This is a genomic window from Phocaeicola paurosaccharolyticus JCM 15092 (assembly GCF_000613805.1).
Lineage (GTDB): Bacteria > Bacteroidota > Bacteroidia > Bacteroidales > Bacteroidaceae > Phocaeicola > Phocaeicola paurosaccharolyticus.
Genome location: NZ_BAJR01000039.1, coordinates 1 through 14,987 on the forward strand (window position 1 = coordinate 1; position 14,987 = coordinate 14,987).

Below are 14,987 nucleotides of genomic sequence, written 5' to 3' on the forward strand. Positions count from 1 at the left end.
TTTGACCTTTAATAACCTAATTTGTCTTTCGGTAACTTATAACAGCCCAGCCACTTAATACTACAGCAAAACCGCATAGAGCGAATAGCTGAGTAGTCAACTCTGGCAACGTGCTACCTTTAAGATAGATATGTCTCATTACATGAATGAAATACTTCAGTGGGTTCAAGTTTGTTATCAGCTGTGCCCAATCAGGCATACTTGATATTGGTGTGAAGAGACCGCTCATTAATATAAGGATCAACATGAAAAAGAACATTACGAACATGGCCTGCTGCATTGTATCAGAATAGTTGGATATTACAAGTCCCATTCCTGATACCACAAGTATATATATCGAGGCAAAGAAATATATAGTAAGTAAGCTACCTGCAGGCACAAGACCATATACAAGATATGCCATTGTGATGCATAGAGTTAGTACAAAGAATCCTACCAGCCAATATGGTATCAGTTTAGCAAGAATGAAAATAGGCTTTGATACAGGAGTGACATTTATCTGTTCTATTGTGCCGTTCTCTTTTTCACTTACTATATTCAGTGCAGGTAAGAATCCTGCTAACAGAGTTATCAATGTTACCATGATTGCAGGAACCATGAATATCTTGTAATCTAGACCCGGATTGAACTTGTATAGCGGCACAACTCTAAACGAATAGCTGTCGGTAGGCATTATCTTGCTATCACCCATTCTGTAGGTTTGTAGCTCACCGGCATAGTCGGCAAGTATAGTTGAGAGATAGCTGCTGCCAAGCATGCCTTTTGTCCCATTTACCGAGTTGGCTGATAATCCCACATTAGTTTTACCACTGTTAATAAGTTCTTTTTCGAAATCCTCAGGTATCTCTAATATGATATCTGCATCTCCTTTTTCCACATCCTTCAAAGCTTTGTTGTAGGTAGGAGATATTCCGGTCAGTATGAATCGACCTGATGATGATACCTTATCTACCAGACGCCTTGAATATGTGGAGTTAGAGTGGTCTACCACATTCAGCTTAATATCTTTTACCTCCTGGTTTGCTGCCCAAGGTAATATAAACATCATTACTATAGGCATCATTACAACCATACGTGGAAGGAATGAATTTCTAATGAATTGTTTGAACTCTTTTTCGAGTAAATATTTCAGTAACATATTCTTCTATATTGATGTTATTGTAATCTTATCTTGAACTTCTTCAAGCTCATAAATATTAGTCCGGCAGCCATGAACAGGAGCACTGCTATCTCTTTTAGTACATATTGCATCTCCACTCCCTGAATCATTATCTTCCTAACAGCACTGATATACCATCTGGCAGGGATTATTGCAGATATATATTGCAGAATAGTCGGCATGCTCTCGATAGGGAACATCAGACCGGAAAGAATCATTATAGGCAACATAAGTACCATACCCGAAACAAGCATTGCGGCCATCTGTGTCTTTACCAGAGTAGAGATCAACAGTCCTAATGACAAGGCTACTAAAATGAAGAGCATTGATACTATTGTAAGTAGTGCAAGACTTCCAGATATAGGGACTCCCAATACGAAAATTGATAGCAGTATAATACTCAACAGATTGACGACCGAAAGTGTGAAATATGGAACAACCTTTGCAGCTATTATCATAAATGGATTTATAGGGGATGCAAGCAGAACCTCCATAGTTCCGTTTTCTTTCTCTCTGACAATGGATATAGAAGTCATCATGGCACATATTAGTATAAGTACCATACCCATCACTCCAGGTACAAAGTTGTATGAACTTTTTCCTTGAGGATTGTATAGCATTTTCACCTCAGGCACTATACGGTAACCTCCACCAAATTGTGGGTTTACCTCCTGAAGGTAAGATGAAATAATTCCATTGGCATAATTGGTTATCATCGAGCTTGGTTAGGTTCCGTACCATCGGTGACAAGTTGTATTCCTGCACCTTCACCTCTGCGCATATTGTTTGCAAAGTTGTCACTGAATACAATGGCCAGATTTATTTTCCCTTCCTGAAAGATGTCATTGATATTCTCAGGACTCTTAATCTCCTTGCTGATATGGAAATATTTGCTTTGCTCAATATGCTCTTTAATCTGTTCTGTAGCATTGTCACGAGAGGGGTCGAATATGGCCACCTCAACATTACGCAACTCGGTAGTTATGGCAAAACCGAATAATAGAATCTGTATTATAGGCATTACAAGCAGTATCAGCATTGTTCGCTTATCGCGGAAGATGTGATAGAACTCTTTTTGTACGAATGATATGAATTGTTTCATCTTTTAATCTCCTTTTCGTTTTGCACTGCGTGCCAGTTTTTGAAATACTTCATCCATATTCTCACAGTTGAATTCGGAGCGTAGATTTGCAGGTGTATCCAAAGCCTTGATCTTTCCATCTACCATTATAGATACCCTATCACAATATTCAGCTTCATCCATATAGTGAGTAGTAACAAAAACAGTAATATCTTCTTCAACAGCCTGATAGATAAGTTCCCAGAACTGTCTGCGTGTCACTGGGTCAACTCCTCCGGTAGGCTCATCTAGAAATACTATCTTAGGTCTATGGAATATGGATATGGAGAAAGAGAGTTTCTGTTTCCATCCTAAAGGGAGCTCACCTACAACAGTATTTCTCTCATCATAAATATTAAGTCTGTGAAGTATATTCTCTGTCTCAGTCTTTATCTTGCTTTCACTCATTCCATATATACCTCCGAAAAGACGCATGTTTTCCCAAACCTTCAGATCCTCGTAGAGTGAGAATTTCTGACTCATATATCCTATGTTTCTCTTTATCTGTTCGGGTTGGCGCTTTATATCGTATCCAGCTACAGTGCCTTGTCCTGATGTAGGAGTGCTAAGAGCTGTCAGCATTCTCATTGCTGTTGTTTTACCTGCACCGTTAGCACCAAGGAAACCGAATATCTCTCCTTTGTAGACATCAAAAGAGATGTGGTCTACAGCAACGAATTTATCGAACTGCTTTGTCAGCTCACTGGTATGTATTACTATCTCTCTATCTGTCATGGCTGTATTTTTCTTGAAAGTAACATGAAACAGTCCTCTACATTAGGACTTATCTTTTTGAAATAGATATCCGAATGACCTCTCTGAGATAAATAATTGATAAATCTCTTTTCGTCAACACTATTTATGAATGTGACGTGATAATCTTTACCGAATGAATATGAGGTAGATATATCTTCATAGCACTTTAAATCTTTGAGCAACTTATGCATATTATCGGTACGTACACTGAAAAGCTCTTGCTTAAATTTAGCGATTATACCTTTGGGAGTATCTATGTCCAGGAAACTGCCATCCTGAATCAGGGCTATCCTGTCGCATAGTGATGCTTCGTCCATATATGGAGTAGATACTATGATAGTAATTCCCTCTTTTTTCAGTCTCAGCAATATATCCCAGAACTCTTTACGCGAAACAGGGTCGACTCCTGTTGTAGGTTCGTCGAGGAAAAGTACATTAGGTCTATGTATAAGTGCACAGCTCAATGCCAACTTTTGTTTCATACCTCCAGATAGTTTCCCTGCTCTACGTTTTTTGAATGGCTCTATCTGTTGGTATATATCTTTTATCAGATCGTAGTTATCTTCTATGGTGTTACCGAACAGAGTGGCAAAGAACTTCAGATTCTCTTCAACTGTCATGTCCTGATACAGTGAGAACTTCCCAGGCATATAACCTATATGTTGGCGAATCTGCTTATAGTCTTTTACAATATCCATCCCTTCTATAGTCGCACTCCCTTTATCGGCAAGGATTAGAGTTGTGAGGATTCGGAAAAGAGTTGTCTTTCCGGCTCCGTCAGGCCCTATGATACCGAATATCTCACCCTTCTCGGCTGTGAAACTTAGTGAGCGTATGGCTTTAACCTCTCCATAAGATTTACTAAGCCCGTCAATAGTAAGAGCTATATTACTTTTTGTTGAATTTGACATCTCCATACATACCACATTTAATATATCCGTCATTCTCGACAGCAATCTTTATTGCATAAACAAGATTTGCTCTTTCATCCCTTGTCTGTATTGTCTTTGGAGTAAACTCTGCCTTATCAGATATCCATGCTATCTTACCATTGTACTCTTTACGATCTTTATCCCCCTTATCAGCATATACCTTCACCTCTTCACCCAATTTTATATCTGTGAGTTGTCCAGCTGTGATATATGCACGGAGAAACAGATGTTTCACATCAGCTGCTTTAAATAGGGCACGACCCATATTAGCCATCTCTCCCTGTTGGGCATATTTTGCCAAGACAGTTCCGTTGATAGGAGATACTATAATGCTTTTCATTATCTGGTCGTCTAACTGTGCCACCTGTGCACTGATTCCTTTGCTTTCGCTGTTGATGCTGTTGTTGCTGTTTTGCAGATTCTCTTTTTGAACATCCAGTTGCTTTTTAAGTATAGCAATCTGTGACTCTATGTCATCTACCTGTTTCTGGTTGGCTGCATTTGCCTTTACTAATCTCTTAAAACGAGTCAGCTCACTCTGCTGAGTAGATATTTGCTGGTTAATCACTGAAATCTGTCGGTTAATGTCATATACTCTACTATCAACAGCTTTCATATTAGATATCAACTGAACTCTCTTCCAATGGAGCTGTGTTGTATCTATACATCCAATCGCTTCACCAGCTTTCAGTTCATCACCCTCAGTAATGTTGAGGCTTGAGACTTCTCCTGCAGCTCGGGCGCTTACAATCACCTCGGTAGCCTCAAAAACACCCGAAGCATCGTACTCTTTATCTCCATCTCCGCATGACGTAAATATAATTGTGAGGCCTATAGCCATATAATATAACTTTTTCATATCTATATTTATTAGTTGTTGGTAATATATTTCATCTCATATTGTGCTTTCAGATACTCAATTTGGTGGAGTATTTTATCTTGTACAGCTTGTTGTTCAGCATTAAGATCTCTCATCAAATCTGTACCCGACATGGTGCCATCGGCCATCTTTGCCTCGGAGGCTCTGCTGACAGATTTTCTTAAGCTGAGAATCTCATCATCATATTTTATCTGTTCACGGAACTTACCCAAATCATTCTCCTTTTGTATTTTGTCAAGGGAGTTATTGAATAAGAAGATCTCTTGTCTGTTGTTTACAGACTCTATGCTGTTCTCCAATAATCTTTTCTTGTTCTTGTTAGTGTAGAAATTCCCTATATTCCACGACAGACGAAGGCCAGCTATATAATATGTCTTGAATTTATCTTCCAACATATTCAGTCCCGGGCGTCCATATCCACCCGTTGCAAAGGCAGAGAGTCTTGGCATTAAATCGGAGCTAAGCTGTCTGTTCTGACTTTTATATAGCTCCATCTCTGATTGGAAAAGCTTCAGTTCCGGCCTTTGGTTAATTCCAGAGGTCACGGCATAATTTGGCATCTTTAGAATGGTGCTATCATCCATCTTCATTCCTGTAAGAGCAGACAACATATTTACAAATGCATTTCTATTTGATTGGAACTGTATCATCATCTGCTTTGAGCGTAAGAGGTCTATACGTATTGCATCTACATCCGACTGATTGGCAACTCCATTTTTTTTGTATGCCTCAATACGGTCAAGGTTTGTCTGCAAGAGCTCTTGAAAGAGTCGGTTCTGTTTTATCTGCTCATCGGCAAGAAGAATACCGAAAAAGAGCTGATTGACTCTTTGTCGCAATGTGTACATATTAACTTCTGTACTATTTTTCTCCACATCTGCTTGGGAATTGATTACCTCTTTCTTGGAATGTATAGCTCCGCCGTCCCATATAGATTGATTGATATCTATAGTAGCACCATACTGATCTTTACTCATGCTTGGTAAATTCATACCTGCCAAACCCAGCTTCGAGAAATCTATTGGAATATTGGTCACTTCTGACTGATATGAACCTTTAGCAGAAACTGCTATTTGTGGGAGGTATCCTTTCGAAGCATTTGAGATAGTGTACTCCTTAGCTTTTTCTATAAGTCCTAACTGTTGGATAAGAGGATAGTTGCTGTATGATTTTTCATAGCACTCCTCAATCGTTATCTGCGAAAAGCATAAGTTACTGCAGCTTATACAGAGAGATAATGAAATAATAATTTTATGGATACTCATAATTAATTATATTATTTAATCAATCAATTAATAAACGTGTATAATAAAATCGAGACCTCTGCAATCGAATTGTTTGATTAAATTACGAGTGTCCCGATAGAAAATTCTGTTAAGGTCGTAAACGTGCCTTTATAACTTTGGTTATCTCTTGCTTACGCTCTTCCATGTGCGAACTCATTGCCTCATCCGATAAGCCGAATGCTTGCTGGAAAGTATCGTGAGTGAGAAATGCAGCTACATTGAGAGAGACTATATCTTGCACTAGTTGAGCTAATGTTATGTTGGCAATATTCCCACTCTTTATCTCTCTTTCCATCTCTTCTTCTATTTTATCAAAGAACATGTGTCTGAATCTATTAAAATTCGACTCAACAATTTTCTTGAATCTTCCCGGATTAGAAGCAAACTCTATAACAATAAATGGAACTAATCTGGAGTTCTTTGTGAGGAATTCAAAATGTATTTCCACTATCTTACATATCTTATCTTCAAAATTCATGTTATTTCCTGAATCGTTTAGTGAGACTAAGTTAGAAACCACTAAGCTTATTTTACTTTCAAAGATTTTGTTGAATAGGTTATCTTTTGTACGGTAGTAGTAATGTACCAATGCTTGGTTACATCGTGCTTCCTTGGCTATCTGAGCTGTAGTCGTCTTAGCAAATCCCTGTTTCATGAACATCTCCTCTGCTGCCTGAAGGATTCTCTCCTCCATATTTTCTTCTGTATTTGCCATAACTATATTTATTTTTAATCTGTGTGCAAATATAATTAGTTTATTTAATTAATCAATTAAATTAAACGATTAATTAAAATAAATTATTAGATTAATCGATTTTAATGGATATAATAATAAAAAGAATACCGCTATTACAAATGAATGTATTAGCGGTATCGTTATATATCATATAAATGAATCTGTTATTATCTGGCATTTAGAACGATTGCATATCACATAGTTTTTTGTAATATCCGTTCAGAGCAAGTAGTTCTTCATGTTTACCTCTCTCGACAATTCGACCTTCATGAAGTACACATATCTCGTCGGCATTCTTAATAGTAGAGAGCCGATGAGCAATAGCAATAGTAGTACGGTTTTTCATCAGGTTTTCCAATGCCTCTTGTACCATACGTTCGCTTTCAGTATCAAGTGCTGAAGTAGCCTCGTCGAGTATAAGGATAGGAGGGTTCTTCAGAATAGCTCTTGCTATACTAACCCTCTGTCTCTGACCACCAGATAACTTTCCTCCACGGTCACCAATCTTTGTATTGTATCCATCTTCACTGTTCATTATGAACTCGTGGGCATTTGCAATCTTAGCAGCCTCAATAACCTGTTCCATGGTAGCATTCTCAACACCGAATGAGATGTTGTTGAAGAAAGTATCGTTGAATAGTATAGCCTCCTGATTTACATTACCCATTATTGAGCGTAGGTCATGCAGAGTGGTATCTTTTACGTTCACTCCGTCAATAAGTATCTCTCCTTCGTTGACATCGTAATATCTTGGGATAAGGTCTACCATAGTAGATTTTCCAGAACCTGACTGTCCAACAAGAGCAACGGTCTTACCTCTTTGAATAGTAAGGTTTATATCTTGTAGTACCCATTGGCTATCATACTTAAAGCTCACATTTCTGAACTCTATCTTATCGTTAAGTTCTGAGATATGAACAGGGTTCTCTTTAATCTTCATATTGTTTTCTGCCATGAGAATCTTGTCTACACGTTCCATGCTGGCAAGACCTTTTGGTATGTTGTATCCTGCTTTCGAGAACTCTTTCAATGGGTTTATAACACTGTAAAGAATTACAAGATAGAATATGAAAGATGGTGCAGTGATAGAGTTGTTGTTATTAAGAATGAGTGTTCCTCCAAACCATAGAACAATTACTATTAATATAGTTCCAAGAAACTCACTCATAGGGTGAGCCATCTGCTGGCGTATGTTAACACGTCCTATAGTGTTCCTATAAAGGTTGTTTGATTCAAGGAAACGTGTGTTCATCTTCTTTTCGGCATTGAAAGCCTTTATGATTCTAAGTCCACCCAGTGTCTCTTCAACCTGAGACATAAGATCGCTCCATTGTCCTTGCGCTACTAATGAACCTCTTTTAAGCTTCTTGCCTACCTGCCCCATTATCCATCCCATCAAAGGAAGAACTGCCAAAGTAAATAGAGTAAGCTGCCAGCTAACTGCTATCAATGTACAGAAATAGAAAAGTATTAGTATCGGGTTCTTGAAGAGCATGTCGAGAGAGGACATTATTGAGTTCTCGATCTCGTTAACATCACCACTCATGCGTGCGATAATATCACCTTTTCTCTCTTCAGAGAAGAAGCTAAGTGGTAAGTCAAGCAATTTCTTATATAACTTTACACGTATATCTCTTACGATACCTGTACGAATAGGAATTAGTGTTGCCGATGATAAGAAATAGCATGCTGTCTTCATGAATGTCATAACTGCAAGGAAAAGGCCAAGCAATAACAGCGTGGTACTTGCTCCATATGATTTTATAAGTTCGGTAACAAAATAATAGAAGTTGTTTACAGCTATATCTTTGAAAGAGCTGGCCGAATCCCATGGCATGAATGAGTATGTAACCTCCTGGATTTTGAAAAGAATCTGAAGGATAGGGATTATAAGTGTAAATGAGAAGATATTCAATACTGCAGAGAGTACGTTGAATATAATGTTTAAAATAAGGTATTTTTTGTATGGTGGAATAAATCTTCTCAGAATATTGAGGAACTCTTTCATATGTTGCTTATTGGTTATAACTACGGCAAAGGTAGGAATAATATTGCTGTTATAGTCTCTTTTATTTTATTCTTTTCTTTCTACTTATCTCCTTATATCTCCTCCATACATGACGGCGACTCATAATAATCTGGTATCTGTAGACAAAGAATGTAGTAATGAAGTATATGCCCGCCTGTATCCAAAGTGCTTTATACCCTGTAGATACATCTTCGATAGTTGCACCCATATTATTTATCTGAACAAATCCGTTTATACCGAATGTAGATGGAAAGATGTATGAAACTATTTTCCAGAATTCGGGTATGGCAGTCCCAGGCCATGATATACCTGAAATAAAGAGGAGAGGTACTGATGTGAAAATATATACAATCATACATGTCTCACGATGACGAATTAACACAGAGCAGGTCATTGCAAAGAAGATAGCCGATAGAAGATATGGAAGAATGAACTGAGCTATCGTGAAAGGATTGCCTATCTGCGGAAGTGAGAACATCTTGGGAACAAACACAAGGATGTAAGTGCTCATAATTACATATAACATGAAATAGAGCAATGACTTTCCAAGCACAATTCTCAGTGTTCCATGATAATGGCGGTTTATTGGAACAAGATCACGGAAGCGGTTATTCTCTCTGGCTGTTCCTGCAGCCAGGCCAATACCGAGAAGAAGAGTCTGCTGTATGATAAGTATGAGCACAGCCGGAATAAGGAAACTTGCAAATCCTGCTTGTGGATTGAATAGTGCTATATCATCATAGGCTATCGGAGCTGTTGCAATCTCATCCTGACGATCGGTGCTGTTGCCCATCTTCGATATCTTAATCTCCTTGTTCATCATCAGTGATGAGTTGGTGGCACTTGTGATCAGTGCCTTATAGTATAACATACCGCTTAAGTCGCAGAAGATGCTCACATTAGCCTGTTCCCCCTTAACAAGTGTTTTCGTGAAATCATCAGGTATATATATTATACCATATATCTTACCCTCCATCATTGCTTCCTTTGCCTCCTCCATATTTGCAGGATAGGTGACTATACGCGTATCGGGATTAGCATCAACATATTTCAGAAACTCACGGCTCATGCTACTGCGGTTGTCATCAACGGCTGCAACAGGTACCTCTCGTATTACCTCATTATTGTAGATATATGTATAGAGGATAGGATATGCCAGAGGAACTAATATGAAGAATATGAGGATACCTTGATCCTTTACCACATTCTTCAACTCATTCATCCAGATAATCATCATGTCGGATATTCCCTGAGTTATTATGTTATATAGATTTTTTCTTTTCATTATACTTTATCCTAAGGAATATAGACATAGTTTATCATTGTATTTTTCAACCTCTTCAGTATAAAGATGGGTAGAGATATGAAAGCTATCATTATTATAAGAGGTAGCCATGCATATATAATAGAGTATCCATGCAGTGCGAAGTTTACATACAATAGGAAATAACTTCTCAACGGGAATAGATAGGCAAGAGTCTGCAGAGGAGCATCCATTGCCATTACCGGGAAACTCATACCCGATATGGAGAATGATACTACTCCCCATAAGCATCCTATACTTAAGGCAAGTCGGAGAGATGGTACAAGGCCTATCAGGAATAGTCCAAATCCCTGCGATGCCAGTACCAGCAACAGACCTATAAGTATCATTGTCATTATGCCACTGTTGCATGGGAAATGGAGGTATCCGTACAGATATATGTTATATAGTAGCGACATAAGGAAAAATATGAAGGTCTGTGGAAGTAACTTTCCTGTGAGAGCTACAATAATGGACCCTCCGGATTTATCCAGCCACTCTTTCTGTGTGCCGAATTTCAGCTCGCTTCCTACAGAATATATTGTTGTAAGGAATATCATCAACATAAGTACACCCGGGATAATAGAGTTACTAAGATATATTGAGTAGTTGAGCCAAGGATTTCCAAGAGCATGAGTATTAATCACCACCGGCTGAATAAAATTGATAGCCTGCTGGTCGTTTGCCCCTTTTGCCCTAAGTGAAGCACGTGCTATGGCACCGCTAGCCAGTTCTGACATAGTCCTCAAGTCTTTATATAGAAGTGATCCCGCAACGAGATATGAGTAATTGGTATAGAATGAGATCTTTGGCTGTCTGCCGGAAATAGCTTTCTCTGTAGTCCCTCTAGGTATATAGAAAAAGGCGTAGATTTCATTTTTCTGTATGGCCTTACGGGCGTGAGTGAAGTCAGGATATTCATTCACAATCTTTGTATGCTGGAATGCATCAAGATTGCGGATGACATTTCTTGTTGTCCCGGTATTGTCAAGATCTACTATACCTACAGGCATCTCTGATGGCAGGCCGCTCCACATCAATGTAGTGAAAAAGATGTAGCAAAATAGCGGTGCTATCACCATAGAGAGAAGATATACAGGCTTAGTAACTATACTAAATATCTCTCGTTTTGCAATATTATATACTCGTCTGAAAAGTGACATCATTACTCTAATTTCTCTTCTTCTCAATTACAGCAGACATACCAGGGCGCAATGAAGGAATCTTTTCTACAGGAACAGCTTTTACCTGGAAAGTCTTAAGGTCGTATTCACCTGTAGTCTTTGTAGCTTTCCATGCAGCATAAGTACCAAGATCTTTCATGAATGTAACCTTGAATGACACCTCTTTGTTAAGCGATGGGACAAAAGCTTTTACAACTTCCCCTACGCTGAATCCCTGTAGATAATCTTCACGTACATTAAATGTGACCCACATATTCTCCATCTGAGTGATAGTCATTATTGGTGCACCCGATCCGACAAGTTCACCAAGTTTAGGGAATATTTCGGTAACCTCACCATCACATGGTGCCAGCAGGGTAGTCTCGTTTATATATGAGTTTACTTCAGCAACAGAACCTTTTGCTCTTTCCACCTGTGCAGCAGCTGCTATCTTATCCTCTCTCTGAGCTCCGTTCTTTGCCATTGTATATTGAGATTGAGCAGCTTTTTCTGTAGCTACCATAGCATCGTATTGTGCTTTGGCTTCATCTCTTTTTTGAGCAGACATTACACCTTGCTCGAAAAGGTTGTTTACACGGTTGTATGACTTCTGAGCAATCTCAAGACCAGCTTTAGCTTTCTGCCACATTTCGTAAGCAGCTTGGATCTGTTCATAGCGAGTCCCTTTATCGGCCTTATCACTTATTGCCTGAGCAGCTTCCTGTGCAGCCTCAGCCTGCGATAGCTTTGCCTTTATTTCGGGAGCCTCGAGTATTACAAGAGTATCTCCTTTCTTTACTTTGTCGCCTTCGCTGACTCTGAACTCCAATATTCTTGAAGGAACTTTGCTTGATACGCGATATTCATCTGCCTCTGCTTGTCCTTGAATGATTTCAGAACTGCTTGATAGGGTTAGAAAGCCTATTATAGCTACTATAATTACAACAGCTGTGAATGAAATCAGAGCCAGCAATATGTTGCTTTTTTGTGATTTTACTGCCATATCTTTTCTATTTTAAAATTCCTAATGTTTTAAGTAAATATACTTCTGTAAGTTTAATATCTATTTGTGAGTCAATCTTATCCGACTGAGCCATTAGCCATGCTGTCTGTGCCTCCAAGACGTTGCTTGTAGGTATAACACCCTCCTTGTAACCTAGATTGGCAAATCTTAGGTTCTCCTCAGCTTTTTCCATGTTCTTAGATGTCATGGCATATCTCTTCTCAGCCTCTTTAACTTTAAACTTCGCTTGATTAACTTGAAGTTCGATCTTCTCTTTCACCTCTTCTAGATTATATCTTGCAATATTAGCCTCAGCCTTTGCCGATTTAATCTTATAATATCCTTCTCCCCAACTCCATATTGGAATGTTTACAACTGCTCCTAAGGCCCAATTACCTCTGAATTTTTTCTCAAATCCATTATAAAGAGATGGGTTTGATACTAGATAGTTTCCTGTAAGAGCCAAAGAGGGAAGCATCTCAGCACGAGCAACATTTATCTTCTGGTTATAGATTTTAGATGCATACTCCAGACTCTTTATCTCTTGTCGGTTATTCAACGCTGTCTGAATATTGCCCTCCTCAGAAAAAGAGGAGAGAGTAATATCATTAATATTCTCATCAGCAAGTGTTATATCTGAATTGATAGGGAGACCGCAAAGTTGGCAAAGTACCATTTTTGAAAGGCTTACTCCATCTTCTGCCTGAAGGAGCTTCATCTCAGCTTCATTCACCTTTACACTTACACTAAGTCCATCTGTTGTTGTGGCAACACCCTCTGCAATCATTTTCTTAACGTCATCCTCCAGCTTTTTCACAAGGTTTAGATAGCTCTCTGCAAGTTTTTTCTTGTTGACAACCGAGATGACTTGCCAATATGCCTGATCGGTGTTGAGTATTAAATCTTCAAGAGCACTGTTATGCTGTGTCTTTGCAAGTTCCTCTGCATATTTTGTAATCTTGTTGTATGCAGCAATTTTACCACCCATGAATATAGGTTGGGTTAATGTTACTGTTCCGGCATACATATTGCGTGTATCGGTATGTAAACCATCTACAAGATTTCCACCTAGACTGTTCAGTGAATTGCCTATTTCAGGAATCAATGGTGCCAGAGGAGATAGAAGTTGAGCAAGGGCAGGGTTTGCTGTAACCAACTGCTGCATGGTCTGTTGCAACTTTGTCTGTGTTACACTACCTAAATTGGGTAGATTTGCTTTCTGCTCATCACTTAGTAGAGATATCTCTTTTTGAGTACGCATATATGTACCCATAGCATTAATCTTTGGTAAGAAGTTGGTGAAAGCAGCTTTGTTTTGATAATGAGCAGCTACAATTTTCTCACTTGAAATCTTAAGTCCTTTGTTGAACTTAATAGCCATAAAACGACAGCTATCTAAACTCAAGACATTTTGACCAAAGAGATTTGAGGCAATAACAATAGCGAGAGTAAAACTAATTATCTTTTTCATCCTATTGAAGTATCGTTTATTAATTTAGCAATATTTGCAATAATCATGCAAATATATGATATAAGAGACAAGTCTATCATTTTGTCTGAAAAAAAGACGTAAAATAAAGAGAAAGTGAATAGTCATTTAGGGTATAGGTCTATTAAAATGGCTATACTAAGAAAAAATGATGGTTTCTGATTTTTCTATTTTAAATGTCTGTAAATTGAAAAACTCCTTAATAGCGTGGATTTAAAATCTAATCACTATTAAGGAGCTTTTTTATTACTTATTATCTGTTACTTCAATGAGAATGATTTTTGGCCAATCATATTTCCTTCGGCAAATATATACACATTATAAGTTCCGGCAGGAAGATATTCCTGAACATCCCAATATACAGTGACATTCTGTTCTTCACCTGTGTACTCAATATATTTCTTTATTGAGTAATCCAAAGAACGGTTCTCGTAAGTGAATGTAGAGTTACCGTTTGACAGAATATCATTATCAGGTTTTGCGATTCTGATGTAAAGAGTCCTTTCACCAGTCTCGGCAGTTATGTTTTTGACTATAGAGAATGATATAGCAAGTTTTTTTACGTTACTTACCTTATCGGTCTCTTTGCCTCTCTTGTTCTTCGCAGAGATTGATATGTTTGTGGCATCCAACTGTGCCGCAAGTGTTACCTTTTGGTTAAGGTTCTTCTTCTCTTGCGACAAACTGTTTATCTGACTCGTTGCCTCAGAATATTTCATCTTAACCTCTTTGTTCTCGTTAGTCAGCACCTCATTTAGTCTGTTTAGCGAGTCAATCTGAATAATATAAGTACGTAATACCGCTCTAACAGTCTTAAGCTCTTTCTTTAATCTTGCAATCTCGGCAGCATCAGTAGTCTTCACCTGTCTAAGCTCTTCAAGGAGTCTTTGAGTCTTTAGCTTTTCACTCTCAAGTTTCTGCTTTAGCGAGTCGTTGTTAATCTGTACCTGAAGTTCATCATATTGAGTAGCAAAGGAGTTATATTCATTTTCCATCTCCTGCTTGTCGAGTGCAAATAGTTGAGCCATCTCTTTATTCTCGTTATGCTGTTGAAAAGAAAAATAGGTCAATCCTCCCACAATGACTAGTAGCAAGATGATAATAATAATCAGTTTTTTATTCATAGTTGTT

At 38.3% G+C, this 14,987-nt stretch carries 10 protein-coding genes and 2 pseudogenes; all 12 read right to left on the minus strand.

Annotation, left to right across the window (positions count from 1 at the left end; genetic code table 11):
* Nucleotides 1–16: 16 nt before the first annotated feature.
* The 12 genes and pseudogenes from JCM15092_RS12820 to JCM15092_RS12880 all read right to left on the minus strand — a co-directional run bounded on the left by JCM15092_RS12820 (nt 17) and on the right by JCM15092_RS12880 (nt 14,980).
* Entirely contained in the window at nt 17–1,138 is a 1,122-nt protein-coding gene (locus JCM15092_RS12820; RefSeq protein WP_024995007.1) for an ABC transporter permease, read from the minus strand.
* Nucleotides 1,139–1,155: 17 nt separating this feature from the next.
* Nucleotides 1,156–2,261, minus strand: a pseudogene (locus JCM15092_RS16155) (ABC transporter permease).
* Between the two features lie 3 nt (nt 2,262–2,264).
* Nucleotides 2,265–3,946, minus strand: a pseudogene (locus tag JCM15092_RS18035) (ATP-binding cassette domain-containing protein).
* Nucleotides 3,924–4,826, minus strand: coding sequence for an HlyD family secretion protein (locus JCM15092_RS12840; protein ID WP_024995010.1), 903 nt, complete (start codon nt 4,824–4,826; stop codon nt 3,924–3,926). Before JCM15092_RS12840 ends, JCM15092_RS18035 begins: the two are co-directional and overlap by 23 nt.
* Before the next feature lie 11 nt (nt 4,827–4,837).
* The gene (locus tag JCM15092_RS12845; protein WP_051532564.1) at nt 4,838–6,112 is read right to left on the minus strand and encodes a TolC family protein; all 1,275 of its coding nucleotides are present in this window, start codon (nt 6,110–6,112) and stop codon (nt 4,838–4,840) included.
* Between the two features lie 109 nt (nt 6,113–6,221).
* Complete coding sequence (locus tag JCM15092_RS12850) at nt 6,222–6,848, minus strand: TetR/AcrR family transcriptional regulator (RefSeq protein WP_024995012.1); 627 nt, start codon at nt 6,846–6,848, stop codon at nt 6,222–6,224.
* Nucleotides 6,849–7,047: 199 nt separating this feature from the next.
* Nucleotides 7,048–8,877: an ABC transporter ATP-binding protein gene (locus JCM15092_RS12855; RefSeq protein ID WP_024995013.1), complete on the minus strand. Its 1,830-nt coding sequence runs from the start codon at nt 8,875–8,877 to the stop codon at nt 7,048–7,050.
* 61 nt (nt 8,878–8,938) lie between these two features.
* A complete protein-coding gene (locus JCM15092_RS16160; RefSeq protein ID WP_034542027.1) occupies nt 8,939–10,183 on the minus strand; it encodes an ABC transporter permease in 1,245 nt (414 codons plus the stop codon).
* Nucleotides 10,184–10,194: 11 nt separating this feature from the next.
* Entirely contained in the window at nt 10,195–11,367 is a 1,173-nt protein-coding gene (locus JCM15092_RS12865; RefSeq protein WP_148296665.1) for an ABC transporter permease, read from the minus strand.
* Between the two features lie 4 nt (nt 11,368–11,371).
* A complete protein-coding gene (locus JCM15092_RS12870) occupies nt 11,372–12,367 on the minus strand; it encodes an HlyD family secretion protein (RefSeq protein ID WP_024995015.1) in 996 nt (331 codons plus the stop codon).
* A 7-nt stretch (nt 12,368–12,374) separates the two neighbouring features.
* The gene (locus JCM15092_RS12875) at nt 12,375–13,838 is read right to left on the minus strand and encodes a TolC family protein (protein ID WP_024995016.1); all 1,464 of its coding nucleotides are present in this window, start codon (nt 13,836–13,838) and stop codon (nt 12,375–12,377) included.
* 278 nt (nt 13,839–14,116) lie between these two features.
* Nucleotides 14,117–14,980 carry a DUF8429 coiled-coil domain-containing protein gene (locus JCM15092_RS12880; RefSeq protein WP_024995017.1) on the minus strand — a complete coding sequence of 288 codons (864 nt, stop codon included), beginning with the start codon at nt 14,978–14,980 and terminating at the stop codon, nt 14,117–14,119.
* Nucleotides 14,981–14,987 lie beyond the last annotated feature (7 nt).

Bases quoted from the DNA above. Each gene is read 5' to 3' on its own strand.
- JCM15092_RS12845 (WP_051532564.1), bottom strand. From the start codon at position 6,112: ATGAGTATCCATAAAATTATTATTTCATTATCTCTCTGTATAAGCTGC.
- JCM15092_RS12840 (WP_024995010.1), bottom strand. From the start codon at position 4,826: ATGAAAAAGTTATATTATATGGCTATAGGCCTCACAATTATATTTACG.
- JCM15092_RS12870 (WP_024995015.1), bottom strand. From the start codon at position 12,367: ATGGCAGTAAAATCACAAAAAAGCAACATATTGCTGGCTCTGATTTCA.
- JCM15092_RS12855 (WP_024995013.1), bottom strand. From the start codon at position 8,877: ATGAAAGAGTTCCTCAATATTCTGAGAAGATTTATTCCACCATACAAA.
- JCM15092_RS12865 (WP_148296665.1), bottom strand. From the start codon at position 11,367: ATGATGTCACTTTTCAGACGAGTATATAATATTGCAAAACGAGAGATA.
- JCM15092_RS12850 (WP_024995012.1), bottom strand. From the start codon at position 6,848: ATGGCAAATACAGAAGAAAATATGGAGGAGAGAATCCTTCAGGCAGCA.
- JCM15092_RS12875 (WP_024995016.1), bottom strand. From the start codon at position 13,838: ATGAAAAAGATAATTAGTTTTACTCTCGCTATTGTTATTGCCTCAAAT.
- JCM15092_RS12880 (WP_024995017.1), bottom strand. From the start codon at position 14,980: ATGAATAAAAAACTGATTATTATTATCATCTTGCTACTAGTCATTGTG.
- JCM15092_RS12820 (WP_024995007.1), bottom strand. From the start codon at position 1,138: ATGTTACTGAAATATTTACTCGAAAAAGAGTTCAAACAATTCATTAGA.
- JCM15092_RS16160 (WP_034542027.1), bottom strand. From the start codon at position 10,183: ATGAAAAGAAAAAATCTATATAACATAATAACTCAGGGAATATCCGAC.